22 protein-coding genes and 2 pseudogenes are annotated in these 19,605 nt (G+C 62.3%); 13 read left to right on the top strand and 11 right to left on the bottom strand.

Features of this window, described 5'->3' with window-relative positions; genetic code table 11:
• Positions 1 to 143: 143 nt before the first annotated feature.
• Complete coding sequence (gene rpiA, locus ACQKJZ_RS01600) at positions 144 to 830, bottom strand: ribose-5-phosphate isomerase RpiA (RefSeq protein WP_029548028.1); 687 nt, start codon at positions 828 to 830, stop codon at positions 144 to 146.
• Between the two features lie 255 nt (positions 831 to 1,085).
• On the opposite strand from rpiA, the gene gap reads away from it, so the two are divergent.
• The 6 genes and pseudogenes from gap to ACQKJZ_RS01570 form a co-directional block, all read left to right on the top strand.
• Positions 1,086 to 2,096 carry a type I glyceraldehyde-3-phosphate dehydrogenase gene (gene gap, locus ACQKJZ_RS01595; RefSeq protein WP_010339799.1) on the top strand — a complete coding sequence of 337 codons (1,011 nt, stop codon included), beginning with the start codon at positions 1,086 to 1,088 and terminating at the stop codon, positions 2,094 to 2,096.
• Positions 2,097 to 2,287: 191 nt separating this feature from the next.
• Complete coding sequence (locus ACQKJZ_RS01590; protein WP_051125455.1) at positions 2,288 to 2,806, top strand: MarR family winged helix-turn-helix transcriptional regulator; 519 nt, start codon at positions 2,288 to 2,290, stop codon at positions 2,804 to 2,806.
• 47 nt (positions 2,807 to 2,853) lie between these two features.
• The gene (locus ACQKJZ_RS01585) at positions 2,854 to 3,339 is read left to right on the top strand and encodes a YkgB family protein (protein WP_010339797.1); all 486 of its coding nucleotides are present in this window, start codon (positions 2,854 to 2,856) and stop codon (positions 3,337 to 3,339) included.
• A 130-nt stretch (positions 3,340 to 3,469) separates the two neighbouring features.
• Positions 3,470 to 4,417: a TraV family lipoprotein gene (locus ACQKJZ_RS01580; protein WP_427729750.1), complete on the top strand. Its 948-nt coding sequence runs from the start codon at positions 3,470 to 3,472 to the stop codon at positions 4,415 to 4,417.
• A gap of 1 nt (position 4,418) precedes the next feature.
• Positions 4,419 to 4,916, top strand: a pseudogene (locus ACQKJZ_RS01575) (conjugal transfer protein TraC); the annotation flags it as partial.
• Positions 4,916 to 6,178 (top strand): annotated as a pseudogene (locus ACQKJZ_RS01570) (conjugal transfer protein TraG N-terminal domain-containing protein); the annotation flags it as partial. The pseudogenes ACQKJZ_RS01575 and ACQKJZ_RS01570, both read left to right, overlap by 1 nt.
• Positions 6,179 to 6,186: 8 nt before the next feature.
• Here the strand turns inward: ACQKJZ_RS01570 and ACQKJZ_RS01565 are convergent.
• Positions 6,187 to 6,390, bottom strand: coding sequence for a hypothetical protein (locus ACQKJZ_RS01565; RefSeq protein WP_010339768.1), 204 nt, complete (start codon positions 6,388 to 6,390; stop codon positions 6,187 to 6,189).
• A gap of 69 nt (positions 6,391 to 6,459) precedes the next feature.
• On the opposite strand from ACQKJZ_RS01565, the gene ACQKJZ_RS01560 reads away from it, so the two are divergent.
• Positions 6,460 to 6,780: a hypothetical protein gene (locus ACQKJZ_RS01560; RefSeq protein ID WP_010339767.1), complete on the top strand. Its 321-nt coding sequence runs from the start codon at positions 6,460 to 6,462 to the stop codon at positions 6,778 to 6,780.
• A gap of 27 nt (positions 6,781 to 6,807) precedes the next feature.
• On the opposite strand, the gene ACQKJZ_RS01555 is transcribed toward ACQKJZ_RS01560, so the two are convergent.
• Genes ACQKJZ_RS01555 through ACQKJZ_RS01540 form a run of 4 tightly spaced genes read right to left on the bottom strand, consistent with a single transcriptional unit; the run spans position 6,808 to position 9,229 of the window.
• On the bottom strand, positions 6,808 to 7,674 hold the full coding sequence (locus ACQKJZ_RS01555; RefSeq protein ID WP_010339766.1) for a restriction endonuclease: 867 nt from the start codon (positions 7,672 to 7,674) through the stop codon (positions 6,808 to 6,810).
• On the bottom strand, positions 7,671 to 8,555 hold the full coding sequence (locus ACQKJZ_RS01550; protein WP_288806343.1) for a Shedu immune nuclease family protein: 885 nt from the start codon (positions 8,553 to 8,555) through the stop codon (positions 7,671 to 7,673). The genes ACQKJZ_RS01555 and ACQKJZ_RS01550 overlap by 4 nt, the downstream gene beginning before the upstream one ends.
• A gap of 45 nt (positions 8,556 to 8,600) precedes the next feature.
• Entirely contained in the window at positions 8,601 to 8,990 is a 390-nt protein-coding gene (locus ACQKJZ_RS01545) for a type II toxin-antitoxin system VapC family toxin (RefSeq protein ID WP_010339764.1), read from the bottom strand.
• The gene (locus ACQKJZ_RS01540) at positions 8,987 to 9,229 is read right to left on the bottom strand and encodes an AbrB/MazE/SpoVT family DNA-binding domain-containing protein (RefSeq protein ID WP_010339763.1); all 243 of its coding nucleotides are present in this window, start codon (positions 9,227 to 9,229) and stop codon (positions 8,987 to 8,989) included. The genes ACQKJZ_RS01545 and ACQKJZ_RS01540 overlap by 4 nt, the downstream gene beginning before the upstream one ends.
• A gap of 180 nt (positions 9,230 to 9,409) precedes the next feature.
• Here ACQKJZ_RS01540 and ACQKJZ_RS01535 point away from each other — a divergent pair, with 180 nt between their 5' ends.
• From ACQKJZ_RS01535 to ACQKJZ_RS01525, 3 genes are all read left to right on the top strand, one after another.
• Positions 9,410 to 10,675 carry a hypothetical protein gene (locus ACQKJZ_RS01535; protein ID WP_010339762.1) on the top strand — a complete coding sequence of 422 codons (1,266 nt, stop codon included), beginning with the start codon at positions 9,410 to 9,412 and terminating at the stop codon, positions 10,673 to 10,675.
• Positions 10,672 to 11,766, top strand: a complete 1,095-nt coding sequence (locus tag ACQKJZ_RS01530) for a tyrosine-type recombinase/integrase (protein ID WP_010339761.1) — start codon at positions 10,672 to 10,674, stop codon at positions 11,764 to 11,766. Before ACQKJZ_RS01535 ends, ACQKJZ_RS01530 begins: the two co-directional genes overlap by 4 nt.
• Positions 11,767 to 11,861: 95 nt before the next feature.
• Positions 11,862 to 12,440, top strand: coding sequence for a hypothetical protein (locus ACQKJZ_RS01525; RefSeq protein ID WP_010339760.1), 579 nt, complete (start codon positions 11,862 to 11,864; stop codon positions 12,438 to 12,440).
• Here the strand turns inward: ACQKJZ_RS01525 and ACQKJZ_RS01520 are convergent.
• Positions 12,415 to 12,912, bottom strand: a complete 498-nt coding sequence (locus ACQKJZ_RS01520) for a DUF4411 family protein (RefSeq protein WP_010339759.1) — start codon at positions 12,910 to 12,912, stop codon at positions 12,415 to 12,417. The genes ACQKJZ_RS01525 and ACQKJZ_RS01520 overlap by 26 nt on opposite strands.
• A gap of 10 nt (positions 12,913 to 12,922) precedes the next feature.
• A complete protein-coding gene (locus ACQKJZ_RS01515; protein ID WP_010339758.1) occupies positions 12,923 to 14,074 on the bottom strand; it encodes an ImmA/IrrE family metallo-endopeptidase in 1,152 nt (383 codons plus the stop codon).
• A gap of 121 nt (positions 14,075 to 14,195) precedes the next feature.
• Between ACQKJZ_RS01515 and ACQKJZ_RS01510 the strand changes: the two genes are divergently transcribed.
• Positions 14,196 to 15,056: a hypothetical protein gene (locus ACQKJZ_RS01510; RefSeq protein ID WP_010339757.1), complete on the top strand. Its 861-nt coding sequence runs from the start codon at positions 14,196 to 14,198 to the stop codon at positions 15,054 to 15,056.
• A gap of 32 nt (positions 15,057 to 15,088) precedes the next feature.
• Here the strand turns inward: ACQKJZ_RS01510 and ACQKJZ_RS01505 are convergent, their stop codons facing one another.
• On the bottom strand, positions 15,089 to 15,619 hold the full coding sequence (locus ACQKJZ_RS01505; protein ID WP_010339756.1) for a hypothetical protein: 531 nt from the start codon (positions 15,617 to 15,619) through the stop codon (positions 15,089 to 15,091).
• Positions 15,620 to 15,723: 104 nt separating this feature from the next.
• On the opposite strand from ACQKJZ_RS01505, the gene ACQKJZ_RS01500 reads away from it, so the two are divergent.
• Positions 15,724 to 16,560 (top strand): GIY-YIG nuclease family protein, encoded by an 837-nt coding sequence (locus ACQKJZ_RS01500; RefSeq protein WP_010339755.1) that lies wholly within the window; start codon positions 15,724 to 15,726, stop codon positions 16,558 to 16,560.
• A gap of 7 nt (positions 16,561 to 16,567) precedes the next feature.
• Here the strand turns inward: ACQKJZ_RS01500 and ACQKJZ_RS01495 are convergent, their stop codons facing one another.
• Entirely contained in the window at positions 16,568 to 17,125 is a 558-nt protein-coding gene (locus ACQKJZ_RS01495; RefSeq protein WP_010339754.1) for a hypothetical protein, read from the bottom strand.
• A 151-nt stretch (positions 17,126 to 17,276) separates the two neighbouring features.
• Here ACQKJZ_RS01495 and ACQKJZ_RS01490 point away from each other — a divergent pair, with 151 nt between their 5' ends.
• A complete protein-coding gene (locus tag ACQKJZ_RS01490; protein WP_037525882.1) occupies positions 17,277 to 18,683 on the top strand; it encodes a hypothetical protein in 1,407 nt (468 codons plus the stop codon).
• Here the strand turns inward: ACQKJZ_RS01490 and ACQKJZ_RS01485 are convergent.
• Positions 18,651 to 19,037: an HNH endonuclease gene (locus ACQKJZ_RS01485; protein ID WP_394854293.1), complete on the bottom strand. Its 387-nt coding sequence runs from the start codon at positions 19,035 to 19,037 to the stop codon at positions 18,651 to 18,653. The two genes, ACQKJZ_RS01490 and ACQKJZ_RS01485, sit on opposite strands and share 33 nt — an antisense overlap.
• Positions 19,038 to 19,605: the final 568 nt, after the last annotated feature.

Raw genomic sequence — 19,605 nt, 5'->3', positions numbered from 1 at the left:
GTGAGAGATTTTGCGACGAGCTGCCTAAAAGCACGATACGCTGTGGCTATGACAGCTATGTAATTGCTCCGCCTCGCACGGACTTGCCTCACCTCATCGAGACGCGGCGGTGAGAGCCTCCGACGGAAGCCGTGGGGCAGGGATCACGAACGATCCGTATGTCGGAACTCGACCGTGTCGGCGCGAGCGATGATCACGGTATCGATTTCGGAGGTGAAAAGGCCGTGCTCGGCAACGCCTGGAATGGCTGCGATTGCCAATGCGGTTTGCCGGATGTCCGTGATCGACCCAAACGCAACGTCCAGGATGTGGTTGGCCTGATCGGTCAAGAACGGCTGATCGCCCAACATCCGGAGGGAAACCGGAGCTCCGAGATCAGCGAGGCGCGCTCCTACGAAATCCGTCGCGAACGGGAACACCTCCACCGGCACCGGAAAGCGGCCGAGGCGCATTACAAACTTGCTGGAATCGACCACGGCTATGACGCGAGCCGATGCAGCAGCAATGACCTTTTCTCGCAGCAAGGCACCGCCTCCGCCCTTGATCGCGTGCAAACTTGGATCGATCTCGTCGGCGCCATCGATGGTGAGGTCGATTGAGCCGACACCTCCGAATGGGATAAGCGGTACAGACACCTTGAAGGCCACAGCTTCGGTCAGGCGCGAGGTCGCGACCGCTTTGATGCAGAGCCCGTTTGCGACCCGTTCGCCCAGGCATTTTACCGCGTAGGTCGCCGTGCTGCCTGTCCCCAAACCGACGATCATGCCGTCCTGGACCTCGTCGACCGCTCGTCTGGCCGCGAGTGCCTTTTCTGCTTCGAGGTCAGGCACCATCCAAGTTTCCCTTCTGCACTCGAGTGCCCACTTAGCGTACCGCATGCTCCCAGCGATGATATTGAAACAGCCGCCGAGCGGACGCCTGACGTGCTCTTTCCCCTTGGCACGTTGACCCGCTCGTCACCGGCCGATATGTATATGCGCCACGCATACATATCGCGGCGGTCTGAGTCTCGAACTTCTTGCAAACGGTGGCGAGGCTATGCCCGCTTCCAGCGATTATTCCTCGTCAACGGAAGGCAAATGCGCATGACAGTCAGGGTTGCGATCAACGGCTTCGGACGCATTGGTAGACTGACGTTGCGCTCTATTGTGGAACTTCGCCGTCAGGACATCCAAGTGGCTGCCATTAACGACCTCGCATCGGTTGGCACCTTGGCCCACCTTCTAAAATACGACTCCGTTCACGGCCCCTTTCCGGGTGAGATCGAAATTGGCGCCGACTGGATCGATGTCGGCTACGGAAGAATAGAAGTAACCAACCAGCGCGACCCTGCGAATTTGCCTCATCAGCGGTGCGGCGTCGAAATCGCCCTGGAGTGCTCCGGATTCTTCACTTCGAAGGAAAAGGCGAGCGCGCATCTTCGCGCCGGCGCCAAGCGCGTCCTTGTTTCTGCGCCCAGCGAAGGAGCCGACAAGACGATCGTTTTTAAGGTCAATCATGAGACGTTGACGTCCGAGGATGTAATCGTCTCGAACGGGTCCTGCACGACCAACGTGCTAGCACCTGTGGCTAAAGTCCTGAACGATCTGTTTCGTATCGAGCGTGGCTACATGACGACGGTCCACGCCTACACCGGTGACCAGCCCACGCTAGATGCCGTCCACACCGACCCATATCGAGGACGCGCAGCCGCACTCTCGATGATACCGACGTCGACAGGCGCGGCGAATGCCATTGGCCGTGTATTGCCGGAGTTGAAGGGCAAGCTGCACGGATCCTCGATCCGTGTTCCCACGCCTAATGTGTCGGTCATTGATCTGGCTGTCTCATCCATGCGCGACGTCACCGTGGAGGAAGTAAACGAGGCCATTCGGCATGCTGCTGATGGGCCAATGCAGGGCGTGCTCGCCGTCACCACCGAGCCGCTGGTTTCAATCGATTTGAGCCATCGGACCGAATCGTCGATCGTCGCGCTGCCACAGACCGACGTTGTCGACCGGAGATTGGTTCGCGTTCTCGCTTGGTACGATAATGAGTGGAGCTTCGCGACCCGCATGGCGGATACGGCACTTGAGTTGGCCAAACTGGACAGCTGACTTCTACGACAACGCGCTGAGGTAAGAACTGCCAACATTAGGCTCGGGCGTCGTCACGGCCGCAGCAGCTTTGCGACCTTACAGCCCGATCGGCGGTGACGCGGTCCGCGCAGCCGGAGAAACAAGCACGCGTCAAACCTCGACAGCGATCAGTTGAATGTGTATGCGTGACGCATATACCTTGTCGAGTCATGATGATGATGGACGAGCCTTCAGATCGACTGATTAACGTCTTCGGCGCACTCGCTCAGGCCGTCTCTGATCGGGTGCGGATTGCGATCGCCCAAGCGTTTACCGCGGGAGGGGAAACTGCCGCCGCGCTGATAGCGATCGGTCATGAGCCAGGGATGTCGATAGATCAGATCAGCCGGATTCTACGGCTCTCGCATGCCGGGGCGGTCCGCGTCGTTGAGCGGCTAGATGACCAAGGTTTTGTGGGAAAGTCGCAGTCGCCGTCTGACCGCCGCGTGGCACATATCACGCTAACGAGGCGCGGCCAGGCTGAACGAAGCAAGCTTCTGGGCCTGAGGAATGCAGCGGTGGCCGGCTTGTTGGTTCGGGTCACTGCCAGCGACCGCGTCATTCTGGAGCGGATCGCGGACACCATCCTCACTTCCTTGCTCGAAGATCCACAGAGCGCCGTGTCGACGTGTCGTTTTTGTGATCAGGCACGGTGCCTAGGCTGCCCGATGGGCACGCGACGCCATTGATTCTCTCGTCTTTTCCGTAATCGGCATTATTTCCCAAGGAGTTTCGAATGCAATTTCTGAACCGCTATCGCTTTCATGTTGCCGAGGAGAATCGAAGGGATTTGGCGCTGCTGCGGTGGGCGCTCGTCCTGATCTTTCTATGGTTCGGTGGCATGAAGTTCACCATCTACGAGGCTGAGGGGATCGCCCCGTTTATCGGCCACAGCCCGCTGATGAGCTGGCTTGGTATGTTCGGAACGCAGGGGCAGAGCTACTTCGTCGGTGTCATTGAGCTTTCGACGGCCGCGGCCCTCACCCTCGGCGCGTTTCGGCCGATTTTCTCCGCACTTGGTGCCCTGATGTCCGCCGCCACCTACCTCACTACGCTAACATTTTTCGTAACCACGCCGGGGGTCGCGGAAGCAAGCGCCGGAGGTTTCCCTGCCATTTCGGCAGCACCGGGCCAGTTCCTGCTCAAGGATGCCGTTCTCCTAGCAGCATCGCTTGTGCTGCTCTTGAACTCGGTGGACCGGCGGCCAGCGAAGTTGGCGTAATCCAATGTTTGGCGATGATGTGCGCAATGAGACCGTGATGAGCGTCAGCGTCTGCTTGCCACACAGGGCATCGGATCGCCGGTGATCACAGGATCGACAGTCCTATGCGCACCCATGTCGCACCAACCCAATGCGGCAGGGGACCGAAGGCGTATGCGCGCCGTCGTCGACGATCGACGATCGTGCGCTGGCGATCATCTCGGGCGACGCCGGCGATGTGATGATACCGGCCGGTCCCTATCAGGCGCCGCAGCCGGAGCGGCAGCCGCGCGCTGCCCGCACGGCGCTGGTTCCGCCCCGTGTCAGCCTCACGGAAGCGGCAGCGCCGCGGACGCGTGAAAAGGTGCTTAGAATAGTATTCCAGCCTTACATCGACGACCGCGGCCGCCTCCACGAGGCCAGCGCGGTTCGCGCGGTGGTTCAGTCGGAATGGCAAGCGCAGGCGCTCGCGGACGCCACGCCGATTCCGGACAAGAATTCGGCTGGGCCACAGTCTGCCGAGATGAGCCTCTCCGATGCTGTCGACCGTGCGGCACCAGGTGTCGTCGACGTGGCGGCCTTCGACCCGAACCTGCCGGATCCCGCTATCGTCGCGGCCGCGCGGGCCCGGGCGGTCGATCCGATAGCAGAGATAAAGGCGGACGTTGCGAAACGGCTGACCCCGCGAGCCGAGCAGGCCGCCTCGAGCGCGAAGGCTTCCGCTTCAAAGACGGGACGTGCTGCGGCGGGCGCTCCGGTGAGCGGGCCGACCGCTTCGGAGCCGGTGCTAGCGGATGGGCGCCGTGGCGGCACAGTTTCTCAAGGCGACACCATGCCGGGCGCCGCCAGCGACGGCGAGACGACATCGTCGGAATCGGCGGTGAAGCAAAGCGGGCTGTCGGTCGAGAGCAAAGCCAGCATGGGTGCTCAAGCGGCGGCGCAGGTTAAGGTGAGCGAGGCCTACCGCGACAGCGCAGCCAAGGTTCAAGCGGAGGCGAAGAACGCCGCGAAAGCCGCAGCCGTGCCCGGCCTTCAGCCCCTGACCAACCCCACTCTACGCGCCGCAGGTTTTCCGGCGGCGGTCCCAGAGGACAAGTGAGATGAGCGCCAAGAACGGCTTCTTCGACAATCTGCTCTCAGGGGTGTTCGGCGACAGCAAGCGGCCTGATGGGCAGCGGCCCGACCTCGCCGTGCCGATGCTCGCTCATTGGCTGCCGTATCGAAGCTACGACCCCAAGACGGCAATCTTTTACAACTCCGCCTCACGCGGGTTCGTGATCGAGGTCTCGCCGTTGGTGGGCGCCGACGAACGCACGGGAGAGATCCTGACCCAGTTCCTGTCGGAGGGCATTCCCGCGCCAGGGTGCCTCCAGTTTCACGACTGGATGAGCCCGCGAATCAGCGAGCGGCTCTCCCGGTGGTACCTGCCGCGCTACTCTGCGAGCGGCGTCTACGAGCGCATGGCCAAGCACCGCGTGGACTTTCTGACGGATGGCGTCTGGAACTCTCTCTCGGCGGATGCGCCGTTCTGTCTACGCAACCACCGCGTCGCGATTTCCTACTCGACCCCCGAGAGCTCGAGCGTATCGAACGAGGAGAGGTGTTCGATACCGGCGGCGCGATCTCGCGGCTCTCGTTCACTCCGACGGCCACGTCCGGCACGGTTGCCGAATGGCGGGAGATGGCGAGCGAGGCCCACCGGCAATCCCAGGCGTACGACAACGCGGCGCAGGAGATGCTCACCTGGACCAAAACCGACCGCAGCGCCTACGGCACGTCCAGCGAGCGATCGTCGGGATGGGATTCGAGCAGTGGCCGGGTGGCGAACACGTCGATTGAGCAGTTCGACCGCACGACGGGCAGTAACTCGCAAGGTCTTGAGGATAGGTCGTCGACCGGCCAGAGCCTGACCGTGTCGAACGGCCATGATCGGTCCGCGGGCACCCTCAACCAAGTGACGGGATCGTTGTCGGCGGGAATAGGCGGCGGTGGGGGTTCTACAGGTGGCGGTGGCAGCCGGAGCGGAATCGGCAAGGTTCTCGGGCGCCTTCCAGGAGTTGGCGGCAGCGTTTCGGCGCAGGGTCAGCAGAACGACTTCCTACGCCATGGCACGTCAGACACCCGATCATCGGACAGCTCGAGCACGGCAAGCAGTGGGGTGCGGGACGAGCACGCTAACGGGACGGGCGCAACATCTTCTGACGGCACCTATGATCGCTCGGGCGTGTTCAGCCGTGCGTCGACCTCATCTAGTTCCTCGCTGACCCACGAGCAGGCACTAGCGCGGGCCCGGTCTTACACGGAAACTGCGCGCAAGCTCGAGGAACTGTCGCAGCAGCTGTCGCGCGACGCCAGCTACGCCGAAACACATGGCATGCAGCTGAGTGAGAATATGAGTCAGGATCTCGCGCAATGGTATCGCGCGCAGCAGGCCTCCAACCCAGGCCTCGACGCTCCCGAACTCTGGGCGACCGATCTCAGCGACCATCAGCGCGCCGTCCGGCAGGAGATGGTGACGCGCTGGATTCGCGAGAAGCAGGATGACATTCGCGAGGAGATTGCCGGTAAGTTGCATGAGCCGGATCTCGTTCAGGTCGACCGGCCAGGTGTCGACAGCGCAGCGGATGTCACCGGCTCCTATCGCCCGCATGGAGTATCAGGCATTCCCACAGGCCCGACCGGAGGCGATCCCCGCGCGGCACAGGCGGTCATCGAGCGTGGAGAAGCAAATCTCGCCGATGATCGGGCCGCGGCGCAGGCCGCCCGGGCCAACTCAGTGCAAGGGTCTCTAGGCGTCCAGCAGGAGGTCCACCGCGACCACGATCGCGGCTTTTTCAGTGACCCGAAGCTGCGGGAGTGATCGCGATGCTAGAAAGCGAGAAAGAGGTAGCCCACGAAGCCGGCCAAGATCGCGTAAGCCACCAAGTAAGCGGCGGCGCTCGCTTTGCTCACGTTGCCGGCAGCATCGGCCACGGGGCCGTGCGGCTCGACGCCATCGTCTACAAGGAGCATCACGGGGCCACCAGGGTTGTCCTTGGTTGCCGCGAATGTCGCAGTGTCGAGCGTCAGCATAAAAACCTCCGAACCTTTCAAAGATACAAGGTTCGAGATTTGTTCGCAAGTGACTGAGGACACGGCTGAATGACAAGAAGTCAGCTTGGTCGAAAAGAGGAGACGAGCGCCGCGCCTGAGTTGGACATGGCCGACCGGGCTGTGTTCGGCTTTTCGTGGGTGCTTGTGATGGCGGTCGGGTTGATGCCGATCGTCGAGACGAGCCTGAGGCGATCGCCTTCCATTTCAATGCCGGTCGTGATCGCCTTCTTTGTAGCGGTCGCAAGCGGCCTTGCTCTCCGACGGCGCTATAGCTGGCTCGGGTTCGTGCTTCACATCACCGGTCGCGTCGCAATCTGGCTGTCGATCTTCTGCATGTCCTTGGCGGCCGTCCTGTTTGTGTCCGGCTAAAAAGGGCGCTCCACAGTCGGCAAGTTTTCAGGGTGTAAGCGCATCGACCGGAACGAACACCTCCCCGGTCTCGGCCGCGCGGCGCACCTTCAGCGCGAGCAGCCGATCGATGCCGATGCCGCGATCCAGCGCATCGTGCAGGTCCTTGCCTTCAACCCCGATCACGCGCTTGCCGCGACCGAACGCACGAAGCCCCTCGTCGGTGAAACCGCCAAAGCTGATGAACACGCCCCGGGCCCAGGATGCCTTCTGCTCGACCTTGCCGTGGAAGGTATGAAGCTCGGCGACGCCGATCTTGCGGTTGAGCCATTTGGCTTCGACCAGGTAGGTCTCGTCAGCGAGCTCGAAGCTGCCGTCGATCTGCTCGCCGTCTAGCCGAAACGGCTCGCGCGCCTTGAGCCGGAAGGCATCGAAAAGGTCAGTGAGGAAGCGCTCGAAATCATAGCCGCGACGATGCGGTTCCAGGTCACGGATTGCGAGTAGTCGGTCTCGCAAACGGGCAAAGTCGATCGCGTCGAGCATCGGCGCCGGCACGACGTTCGCGGGGATGGGCGGAGCGGTGCCTTCGAGTTTGGCGATCAACCCGGCGATCTGAGCGGCTGCCCTAGGTATGGTGTCCGGTGTGCCGGGCCCACGGAACGCCTCACGCTGCTCCCACAGAACGCGCAGCGTCCGGGCCGCGGTGCCATCGTCGACCTGCGCCAGAAAGCAGCGCAACCGCTTCGCTTTCGACGTCCCGTCGGTGGCATATTGCGGGGCGTCGATGTCGATATCGAGCTCGCGGACGAAAAACTCGCTGAAGGTCCGGTTAGAAAAATCGAGCACATAGCCCTTCTCGCCGCCGCGGAAGACCTCGTCGACCAGACCGAGCTCGATCGAGCGCAGGCTGCTCACCGCCGCTTCGCCTTGGACGGACGCGCTCGGTCGGCTGCGCGTATGACGCTTAGCACTGCCGGGTGTACGTCGCCGGCTTCCTCGTCGGTCGGCTCGGTTGCCCATTTCTCATTGAAGCGCAGCAGCTGATTGTTGCGCCACGCATCCATCTGGTAGCCGTCCGCCTTCAACCGTGTCTCGATCGATGCCGGCACCGAGAGGTGCTCGGGCAGGACATAAGCGAAGAGCAGCTTGGGGAAACCGTCCAGGCGCTTGATGGCATAGCCAGTCGAGCGAGGCGACAGCACGCACTTCTTCTCGCCCCATCCGGAGCGGTAGCTGCGCAGGAGCGAGTCATAGGTCAGGATCTTGATCTTCTGGTCGTCCTCGATGCTGGAGATACGGTCACGCTGTGCCTGGCTGAAATCCTTGCCGGTCGAGCGGCCGATGATCAGCACCCGGCGCAGCTGGATGCGATTGCGCGCCATGGGCGAAGGAACGAGCAGCGGCAGAAGACGCTCGCGCACCTCGGATTGGTGCTGCTCCCAATAGTCGCGCCACACCGCCGTCTGGGCAAGCGCTTCGTTGAACGCGGAGGAGCTGCCAACGTGTTTGCTGCTGGTCGTGAACAGCGGCTTGTTGGCGCGCTCGATCTCGACCAGCACCAGAATCCAGCGATCGGACGATTTCGTGAGATAGGCGAAGTCGGCGGTGCGCCCGGCGATCGGGAACTTCGCAACGACGCAGTTCATGTGGAGGCGGTGGTTTAGTAGCCAGGCGCTCGTGTCGAGCAGCTCGGTATTCTGCTCGAGGAACGCCTGGATGTCGTTCTCGTCCTTGCCGTCATCGGCAAGCAATTGCTCGAACGCGGAGGCGAGCGCTTCGTCCGGCGGTTGTCGCATGGGTGACCTTTGTCTCTCCGTGTTCGTTGATCGGATCGCTCGCGTTCAGCGGATCGCCACCACTTTCGCGCCGACGTCTGTAGCCACATCCTTCCACGCGCGGTCTGCGGTATAGGCCGGCACGCCAAGCCGCTTTGCGAGCGCCAGGCAGAAGCGGTCGCCGAGCGACAGCCCGGCCGCGCTGGTCGCAGCGCGCAGCGCGCCCGCCTCCCAGCCCAGCGCCTCGTCCGCGGGCACGACGGTGTAGGGCAAGGCACCCAGCATCGCCCTGATCTCCTCGGGCGGAGCGCCGAGGTGAACGAAATGGCTCACCACTTCAGCCTGATTGAAAACCCCCACCGCCGCGTCACTCACCACGCCGGCGACCTTGCTCCCTCCGCGCTCCCCCTTCAGCAGGGCAAGGATGGCGGAGGCATCGAGAACCGCCTCCGTCACTCGCCGCTGTCCGTCCGTCGTTTGGTGAGGAAAGCGTCCACGGATGCGTCTGGATGGCCGGCATATTTCTTTGCGATGGCCTGCGCCCGCGCCACGGCCTGATGGACGGTCCTGAGCACCACCCCATCGTCGGTTTCTTCCAGCAGCACGGCGCCGCCGCTTTCGAGACCCAGCCGCTTGCGGATGTTCGCCGGCAGGCTCATGCGCCCGTTGGGCGTGATGTTCACTTGCACTGTCATGAGTCGCATGATCCTAAACGTGGCATACGACAGACTCTGTACCAGATTGCTCCGCTTAGGGCCAGCGCTGCCAAACGTGACACGTTTTGCACGGGCGGCCACTGTTATAATTAGCGATAAATGTGATTCCCGCTAAAAACATGCTGGCCGAAATTCGGGGGTGTCGATACGATCCTGACCATGATCATCGACATCCCGACCGCCGACGAATTTCATGCCGCCGGCCTCAAGCAGGTTCACCTGGCGTGGCAGATTGCGATGGACTCGGTGCATGATTACGACGGTGCAACGTACTACAAGCTGGCCGACGAAACGCCCGAGGAAGCGGTTGAGGAATTTTGGCAGCGCTCGCAGCCCGCGCTCGCCAACGCATACAGCCTCATCCAGCAAGGCATGGAGCTGGCGCTCAAGGGTCGGATTGCGGCGGTATCGCCCTATCTCCTGATTGGTGGACCGAAGGATTGGCCGAAGGGCACCGCTACTGGGCCGGTCTCGTTCGGTGAATTCCGCACGCTCGACGCCACGGACCTCATACCCGTCCATAACAGTGTGGTTGCCGCTCCCTTGGGCGAGCCGTTCAAGACGTTTTGGGAACAGGTCAGGCGCGATCGCAACAAGATCATGCATTCATCGGCGCCGGGCACGTTCACGCCCGAGCAGGTGGTGAGGACGCTGCTGACAGCGATCGAAGCGCTCTTTGCGGAGGTCCCGTGGGCGCAACGGTTGATCGAATTGGAGGACGAGAGCAAATTCGCCTCGCTCGGCTTCGTCGACAATGCCCGAAACCACGTCCTGCGACAGATCGCCACCGCCATCCGTCATCTGAAGCCCGCTGAGGCGAAGCGCTTCTTCGGCTATGATGACGATCGGCGGGGCTATGTGTGCCCGCACTGCTATTTCGCGTCGAACCGCGATTGGCAGGACGACTGGCCCCGCCTTGCTCAGTTGACGACCAAAACGCCTGGGGCAACCGAGCTCTACTGCCCAGTGTGCGAGGAGATGACCTTTACCGAGCGCGCGCCGTGCGGTCAGACCGAATGCAAGGGCGACGTCATCGCCGAAGGGATCTGCCTGACGTGCACACATAGCCAGGACGAGTGTTTCGACGTCGCATCCGGCTTGGTGGATTCGACGCTCTCCAAGGCCGATCACTGCTACGATTTCGTGTTTGGCTACGGCACTGCTGGCGCGGGTGGCTACTTCGCAGGCGATGAGCAGACCCTTGCCAATGACGCGGACGCTAAAGAGCATGGCAGATTTGCCATGAGCGAGAAGCATCTTCAGCGGTGGAACACGGTCTCGATCATGCATGTGCAGCGGCGCAACTTCCCCGATCTCACCGATACAGATCGGGTGCTAGGTCACTGGAGCCGAAATGGCGACAATCTCGATTGGATCGACGGTGTTCGTGCCGATCGCCCAGATATGGGAGGCCTATCGGGATGAGCCAGAACGACGGCGAAAACCTCGAAGCGATCATGGCGGGCGCCGTCGTGGTGCTCGACCAGGTAACTTCCCTAAAGCCGTTTCTTCCCGACCTTTCGCCTGACGATCGCGAGCGGGTTGACGCTTATGTCGCGCGGGCCTCGGCCGAGGCGACGTTGCGCGCCTACAAATCCGACTGGCGGCTTTTTTGTGCGTGGTGCGGGGAGAATGGATACCGGCCCCTTCCGGCGGCACCCGCAACCGTTGCGGCCTTTTTGACCCTGCTTGCCGAACGCGGGTTCGTGCCAGCCGAGCCGCGGCGAACGAAGCGTGGCACTGTCCTCGAGCGCAGAGATCCCGTGCCGTTGGGCCGTGCCACTATCGGCCGTCGCTTGGCCGCGATCGTCTTCGCTCATCGCGCAGCGGACATGGCGCCTCCGACTACTCAGCCTGACGCCGCCCGCCTCGAGAAAGCCGTACGCGGCATTCGTAAGGACAAAAAGGGAGAGCTCCCCGGAAAGAAGCGCGCGGCTGATGGGGACGTCCTTCGTGACATGCTCCGCAGTATCACAGGCGAGGATCTCCGCGCCTATCGCGACAGGGCGCTGCTCGCCATCGGAATGGCCGGTGCAATGCGTCGCTCCGAATTGGTCGCGGTGACGGTCGGGCGGGTATCCGAAGATGGTCGAGGCCTGCTGATCCGCATTCCCTCCTCGAAAACCGATCAGGAAGGTCAAGGGCACACGGTCGCGATTCCAGACGGTCAGCGTCTCGAGCCGGTGCAGCATTATCGTGCATGGCTTGCTAAAGCTGGAATCGATAGCGGGCCAATCTTTCGCAAGCTGACACCGCAGGGTCGACTGACCGAGAAGGCAATGAGCGCGCAGGGCGTAGCACTGGTCGTCAAGGCGGCGGCTGTGGCTGCCGGCTATCCGCCGGAGCTCTTCGCAGGTCATAGCCTCCGAGCCGGTTTCCTGACCGAAGCAGGACGCCAGAACGCAAACCTCTTCAAGATGAAAGAGCATAGCCGGCACGCTTCGCTCGAGATGGTCGCGGAATATGTCCGCGATCATGAGCGGTTCCGAGAGCATGCAGGTGAGGGCTTCCTTTGAAGTCACGCGGAGCCGCGATCTCCGCTGCCGCGCGTGCGATTAGCGTCCGCGCGCGGGCGGCAGGTGTAGCTGTGCGCGGTTGGGGTAGCGAAAAAATGGCCCTGGTGCGTCGGCCAGTCCGCCGGCGCATCGCGCGAGCCAGGCGATACGCGCGCCGCACCTTCCTGCTTGGGTGGGGCGCAGCCGGATTGGCCATTATCGTTCAGCTCCTGACGCCCATGGCTCTGCTGTATCTGTGGTTGAGCTCGCCGACGGCATCGAGCCATCTACCAAGTGCCGTCCTGCCATATGCGACCGTCCTGGTATTTATGGCCGGATATGTGTGCATCATGGTGCTGGGGACCGCGGCAAGCATTATCCTGAAGGCCGCGATCAAGGGCTACAGCTCCGGCACACGCAGCCTCGTTATCTTCCTGATGAGTATCGGACTTTATCTCTTCGTCGCATTCATGGGTGCCGTGGTGGGGCGTGAGGCGCCGAAACTTCCGGGGCAGGTCCCTGTGCTGCTGACGTTCTACATTGCGCTCTACGTGATGTTTTCTGGTTGGACCACCAAGCACATCTGGGACCGGATTACCGACGACGGTCGGGACAGGCTGCACCTCTTCTTGGCTGGTCGCGCGATGCGACGCCGAGCGCAATCACGCCTTACGGCCGTTGCCAGGCGGTCGTGAAGTCGAGAGCCTCGATCATGTCGAAAAGAGAGCAGCACGGGACCCCGAAGTCACGACAGACATCAGGCACCTTCCGGTTGGCACCTTGCTTGCCGGGTTTCGATACCTCGAAGCTTACGACCGTGCGTTCACCCGGCTCGACGCGTCCGTAGGCCACCAGAAAGGGATCGCGCCCGACTAGCTCGACGCCGTTCTCGTCGAGGGGACCATAGCCTTGCAGGGTTGTATCGGCGACCAGCGCGGGGTCGAGATCCTCGGCCAGGATCAGCGCCGCGCGGCAATCTTCGGTGCAGAGCCAGTCCACGATGTCGCCCCGACCGGAGGTGACCTCCTCGAATTGCTCCAATGGAATTTTGACGTTGCCGAGGGTGCCTTGGTGTCGCAGCCACTCCCAAAACACGGGAAAGCGCCGGAGCGGATAGGCTCTGCGATCTCCAGTTATGAGCGTGTCGGCATCGAGCAGGTAGAGCAAGCGACCCTCGCTATGCCATCTGTTCGGTCATGCGACCGATCGCCGTGGGTTTTACGCCGAGCACCTTGCCCGCCTTGGTCGTCGTCAAGGCGCCACCCGCGACCATCCGATCAACAAGCGCGAGGAGACCCTGTCCAACCCGGTGGCGCCTTACGACATAATAGTCAGGCGCGCCTTTCGCTGGCTTTCGCGGAAACTCGAGACGGTCCTCATCGAACCGGGCGGCGAGCTGCCGGTACATGGCCGCATCGATGAGGCGCTCCCGTAAGAGGTTGTAGGCGACCATCTTGCGGCTGACTTTGCGAGCGTTTGCAAAGACTCCGATTTGGTCGATCAATCCGTCTAGGTCGGCGACACCGGCGAGCTCCTGCAGCTCCTCGCGGCCAAGAAGGAATTTTGCCGCCGCGTCATCGCACAGCCGCTCGATCACCTGTTCGCTGTCATATCCGCTGATACCGCTCTGCCCCAAAAGGATGTGGCCGAGCTCATGAAGAAGCGTGAACGGCCAAGCTGCCTTGGAGTCCGTTTCATTGACGACGATGAACGGCGCGACCTCGTCCGCGAGAGCCATTCCCCGGAAAACACCTGGGCTGAGATTGCTCGTCCAGTGGCCGAGATTGCCGATGAGCAGCACATAGACGCCCGCGGCCTCGACCGCATCGCGCAAGATCCGGAAGGCTTGCTCGATCGTCCGGGCCTGGCGGTAACCAGCTCGATCAAGGTTCAGCAGTTCACCCATCGCCTGGGCAAGGGCATCCGCACCCGCCCGTGGGTCAATGGACCCGACGAACGTCCGGATTTCAGCCTCTTCGGCGTCTTCCAATGCACCACGGACGAGGGACTGGCGGGTGCGAACGTCACGGACTAGCGCACCGACGGTCGCCTCCGCTCCGGCCTCCCGATCCGGAAGCGTCCGAAAGTCATGGGTTCGGGGGGCCGCTGCCGGTGGTTCGGGTAGGTAGAACGTGAGCAGTGGACGACGATAGCGATCCGCCATTTTGAGCAATTGCGGGCGGCTGGGCTCGCGATCGCCCGCCTCCATCTCCGCCAGGCGTGCAGCGGCGCTTTCACCGCCAAGACCGATCCCTTTGGCGGCATCCTCAAGCGTCAGGCCCGCGCTCTCGCGCGCCCATGACAGGATCTGAGGATTGACCTTCGGCATGCTTGGTGGGGCTACTCCGCTGATGATGTCCCCTTGCTATATGCCTATGGTGCAGGCCTCTGTCATCGCCGAAGCGCGGCGCGGACGCTAAAACCGTTGAAACAGCAGGAGTAATGTCGAGATGGGGCAGGCGAAGCAGCGAGCAGCCGCGCGTTCAGGAGCTCATGCGGAAATCGATGCTCGGCTGCGGGGGCTCGGCATCGACACCACCCAGTTCGGCTTTTTCGATCAGCCAGCCTTTGCGGCGGAGGAAGGTCGCGACGGCACCTTCCTCGATCAATATGCCTTGTGGGTGCAATCCCGCCCCCGCACCACCGAATATGATGAGCGGGTCCGTGCGATCGTGCCCCGGCTTGCCGAATTCCTGGCCGATCTGTTCGAACGTGAGAGTATGCAGCGTAGCTGTGTTCATGTCTCGTCGATGATGCAGCGTATCCTCGATCGGCTCGGCGTGTGGAGTTTCGGGCTGAAAGGCTCGATGATTGCCGAAGTAGCCAGCGCGGATCTCTGGCGCGGACAGTCGATGTGTGACCTCTCCGATTTCCCTGGCGCCGAATTGGGCCACGCCTGGGTCGTTGCGCCGCCATTCATGATCGTCGACGGAACGGTCCGGCTGCAAAATCCCGCCGGCGACCCGATGAACAGGTACACCCCAGCCATCGTCGCGGTGGAGCATACGACGATGGTGAAGCCGACCGTCGACGACGTCGTTTCCGCTCAGCTTCGCGCCCGGATCGCTCGTGATGAAGGACGAGAAGACCCCCAACTCCATCACCGCCTGGTCCCAAACCTAAAGGATTTCAGTCGCAATTTCCCAAGCAGTGAGATTCGCTACGGCGAACTGGTACTCCGCTACGTCCCCGCTGGCGTGCGGATCAGCGATGTCGGGCTGGAGCAGATAAACGGCGCGGGCGAGAAACTTCGGGGTGATGAGGTTTGGAACGACCATGTCGCACCCGCCTTCGCCGACTTCATCGTTTGATCCGGTTGGCTCGCACGGGTCGCGCTAGCTTTTTAGGCGGTGCCGGCGGGAGCGAGCGTCTCGGCGCTGATCATCCTGACCGCGAGCTCGCTATGTTCAGCAAGCTGTTCGAGCAGCAAAAGGCTGTGAGCCTCGGCATCGTCCGCGCTGGTGAACATCTCCGTTGTGTAACGCCCACGCGCCATGCTGCAGCCTGGTCTATCCTGAACTACCGAGACGTAGCTGTCCGGCCAGCGACAGACGATAAGCCAGGGCCAGCCGGTGGTGGGTGGTTCATAGCGAGAAATCAGCACATTGTCTGAGACCAGGGCCGATGGACGGTGGTCGAAAAAGTCTGGAGCCACGGGGCCCGGCCGGGGAAGGTCCAGAAGGCGTTCCGCTTCGGCTTGCTCGTGGTCGGTCTCCAAAATCATCGCGTAATAGCGTCCGAGCCCGAGACCGTCGCCGCGCAGCGGTGCGGGCACATCGATTAGGAGAACGCTTGGCGCTGAGATGATCGTCGAGGGATAGAGCGTTCTTCGTCGTGCAAGGTCATCGGACAGGCGGTAGGTCGCAAGGGTCATCTTTTCGTCCGTCGGTCGGAGCCATCGGCATCGGCTCATTGAAGCCGCCACCACCCTGCTTCACAAGCATCTGCAGATTCCGGCAAGAGGCAGACTATGATCATATGGCGCTGACTTTCAACGCGGTCCTCGACGGCGCGGGCATAAGGCCTGATTCCGTTCGTCTCCTGCGGCATCAAATGCATTCTGCGGGCCGGACGCCTTATTTGCTCTGGCGCGACGATCGGGCGGGCTTCCTCGTGTACCAAAGCCTTCAGACGGGCCAGAACCGCGCTCGGCTCGCCGCGCAATATTGGGCGAGCTTCGTGGTGACGCCGGCGGCCGCGACCCTGTTCGTGGGGCTTTACGAGATCTCGCTTATTGGAGATGCGCCCGACGACCTTGTCGACCCATTGCGTCACAAGTTGGCAACGGAGGGCGGTACTCGGCCGCTCGACCTCTACGCGCAGACGTCGGTTGGCGCGCTGGAGGACATGAGCGGCCGCCTGACCATCGACTGGGGTGCCGGTACGCGGAGTTGGATCCAGCGTGCCGGGAGCCAGTCAAAGGCTATACTCGAATTGAGCCGCACGTTTCAGGAGGAAGCGTTCCCAGGCTACGTGCGGTTCATCGGCAACCTCTCGGCGCTGGAAGCACTGCCAAAGGGCTGGATCGCCGCGCTTACCGCCGCGCGAGGCGTATACCTTCTGACCTGCCCGCGCACGCGCGAGCAATATGTCGGTTCGGCGACAGGCGAGAGCGGCTTCTTCGGCCGCTGGCTCACCTACGTCCGAGACGGTCACGGCGGCAATCTGGGTTTGAAAAGCCGCGATCCGAGTGACTATCAGGCCAGCATCCTCGAAGTGAGCGGTTCAAGCGCCACCGTCGAGGAGATCATCGCTGCAGAGCAGCTTTGGAAAGCGAAGCTACAAAGCCGGGAGATGGGCCTCAACCGAAATTGAGGCTGTTTCACCGACCGGCGTGAAGTGCCCGACGTGCCTCCTCGGTGATCGTGTAAACCGCTTGCCGCTGAGCGCCCCGATTTTGGTGATCCACCCGGTAGCCCTGATAATGCCGCCTGACGAAGCCGGCGCGAACCAACTCGGAAACGGCGCGGCTGACATTTGTGCGGCCGGACTGACGAACCCGCTTGCGAACCTGAGCGTCGACGATCCTGTTTGCCGCCACCGGATCGACCGGAAGGGCACACCTAGCCTCAAGGTCTTGTCGCACCTTGTTTGCGATCGCGAGACGACGGGGGTCGCGCTGAGCGACGGGAACCAGTGCGTCGCATAGCCAATCCCGGACGGGAATCCGGCGGTCACCCTCGCGGATGTACGGTCCCGCCGATCCCGTCTGAGCACTCGCCTGGGCGATCAAGTTGAGCACCATGAAGCTGTAACGCGGTCGCTCGCATACGATCGTCAGCCGCTCCAGAATGGCCGGTAGGTCAAGCGGGCGCGTAGGCTCTCCGGCTTCCACCGGCCGAGCACACTCCTCAAGGGAGAAGAGATCGGGCTGAAACATGGAACATTACAAGCACAGAGTGCCGGCAAAGTGAATCCCGCACAGGAGGGCCACAAAGACTTTGACCGCTCGTGGCACTTCACCGAGCGAGGTAAAGTGCCGCGAGCGGTACGGATTTTTGACGGCGGGGCGCGGCTAGAGGGTGATGAGGATGCGGCTCTTAAACAACTTACGCAATTGGATAGCCAACGCGCTCCGTGTTGAGGAGCCGGCCGAGACCGCCGCGCTCCAAGAAACCAGCGAGCGTGATCTCCATACACTCGACAGCTGGCGACAGATGTTGTCGGGTCTGCCGCGAACGATCGAGTGCCCGCAAATGACGTTGTTCGGGCGCGACGAGGAAGGCGCGATCTTCAAGGGTTCGGGTCGCATCGAAATCGTCAGCACGACCAAGATGCGGTTCTATATGCATGCGGCGCCTTCGGTAGATTTGCGGCAGGCACTGGAGGTGTTCAACCGGCAGAAGTCGCAGCCGTATGACGCCCGTGACCTCCTCCGCTTGTTTGCGACGGACTATCGCGGGGTCGAATGGGTGGGCGGCTATACCCAGGTGGACTTCTTCGCCGACCACAATAACGGGTGGCCGCTGAGCGGCGAAATCGACGCACTGCACGCGCTGGCTAACGGCTACTGGGTATCGAAGCGGAGCAATGTCGAGCTGTTGCTCGTGCCGCCAATTGACCTGCCAATGAGCGAGCCGCTGACAACCACGGCATTCATCGGCGAGCGTCGTATCTTGGCGAGCCGCGGGCCGGGCCAACACGTGATTGAGGTCCTCGGGACTAGCATCACCTTTTCGTATGAGCCGTCAGGCGAGGCGTTGTGGATCACTGCCGACGCGGGCGGGGCTCTCTCTCATCCGTTCTTGGAGAATTGGCTGACAGAGCCGCTGCGTATTCTGCTCGGCGTGCCGGTCTATCCGCGCATGGTCGCGCGCAACCTCGGTGACGGCACTGCGCATGTGTGGCTGCGGCCATCGCCGCGCCATCGGGAGCCGTCTGCGATCGGCTTGCTGCAGCCCTTCGCGATCGAACACGGACGGGCGGAAGCCTTTTGGAAGCTCTACGCCGACATTCTCACGTTCATCGTCAAGGCCGGATCTTTCGAAGCGAATCCGCTGACACGTTATTACGATGAGCTCGCCGAAGCCCAGCTCGGTTCGCGCTGGGTGCTCACGCTGACGCTCGCCGGCGCGGCTGAGGCACTGGCGAACGAGTTGATGACCGACGACGACAGACGGTCAGAATTCTCCGATGAACTTCTTGCGTCAATGAAAAAGCAGATCGAGGCGTGGAAGGACGACCCCGCCTTGCGCGGCCGAATGCTCTCCAACCTTGGGATGGTGAGCAAGCGCAGCGTCGTCGCCTTCATGCGCCAGCTCGGCAAGGCGGGCACGCTGGAGGCGGCGCACGTGCAGACTTGGTACGAGATTCGCAACTCGGTGATGCATGGCAATCTCGTCGAGCCGTGGTCCAGCGAGGAAGGCGACGCCCGGCTGCACCAGATGCTCGATCTCCTCCACGCGCTAACCCGCGCCCGGATCGCCGCTGGCCGGTGATGCATCCCGTGGCTTATTCTGGGCTCGGCCTCTGTCGACGGGTCCTGCCTGCCTCGGCAGGGGGAAAGTGCGATCACTGATGTAGTCGCTCAACGGCCAGAAGCCGTGCCACACCTTGAGAGCGCGCCGGGTCTGGACGTGGTCACGGTGCTCCGCCGGCGATCGAACCTTCGATCGGCGGACACCGTGGCGCTTCTGGTTACAATACCGACAGGCGGCCGCGATATTGGCGGCCTCATTGCCGCCTCCCTCGCATCTTGAACGTAGATGCTCTGTCGTAGCTTGATGGCGGGAGGATCGTCTCAGGGATAGGCCATACCGCCTCGCGAAAGCGCTTTGATCTGTGAGCCACATGGGCTGATCGCAGTAAATGCACCGCTCGCGCTGGCGATTGAAACTGACGGCGCGAAGTTTCCGAACGTTGGTCAACACCTGTCTCCTTTGCGGATCGAGGTGGTGCGCCGCGGCAGTGTGCCGGTCGGGAGTGAGCTGCCGCTCGCGCACAGACGGCCTTCGGCTCGTCCCACAGTCCCGTGACCGAGGCTCTTGCCGTCGATCGCGGAGATAATGCCATGCCGCCCTGCAACGGGCAAGAATCGCGTGGGCGTGAATGACGGCAGCTGAGGACAACCCCGCCTGAGACAACGCCGGGGCGTACAGATCGCTGCGACAGCTTGCCCAAAGGACCGGCCCTGCGCTGATTGCAGCTTCCCGTGCGGCTATACCGCACAAAAACAGGGTCACCGCCGCATCGTCAACGAGCGAGCATGAATGGGCGGTCGCCTCATGGAGCGCTCCCGCTCTCAGCCCCCCGCTGGCAAGCCGCTGGTCGATCTCGGGCACCCCGAAGGGCATCGTCCGGTACTCGGCGATGGGTGTCACGATGGAGCGAAGCTGGGCTATGTTCGCAAGGCGGGAATCG

The sequence above is a fragment of the Sphingomonas sp. NPDC019816 genome, assembly GCF_050274375.1.
In the GTDB taxonomy this organism is placed as follows: Bacteria; Pseudomonadota; Alphaproteobacteria; order Sphingomonadales; family Sphingomonadaceae; genus Sphingomonas.
Note: the sequence above shows the minus strand (reverse complement) of the source record. Positions and strands in the feature narration are given on the sequence as shown.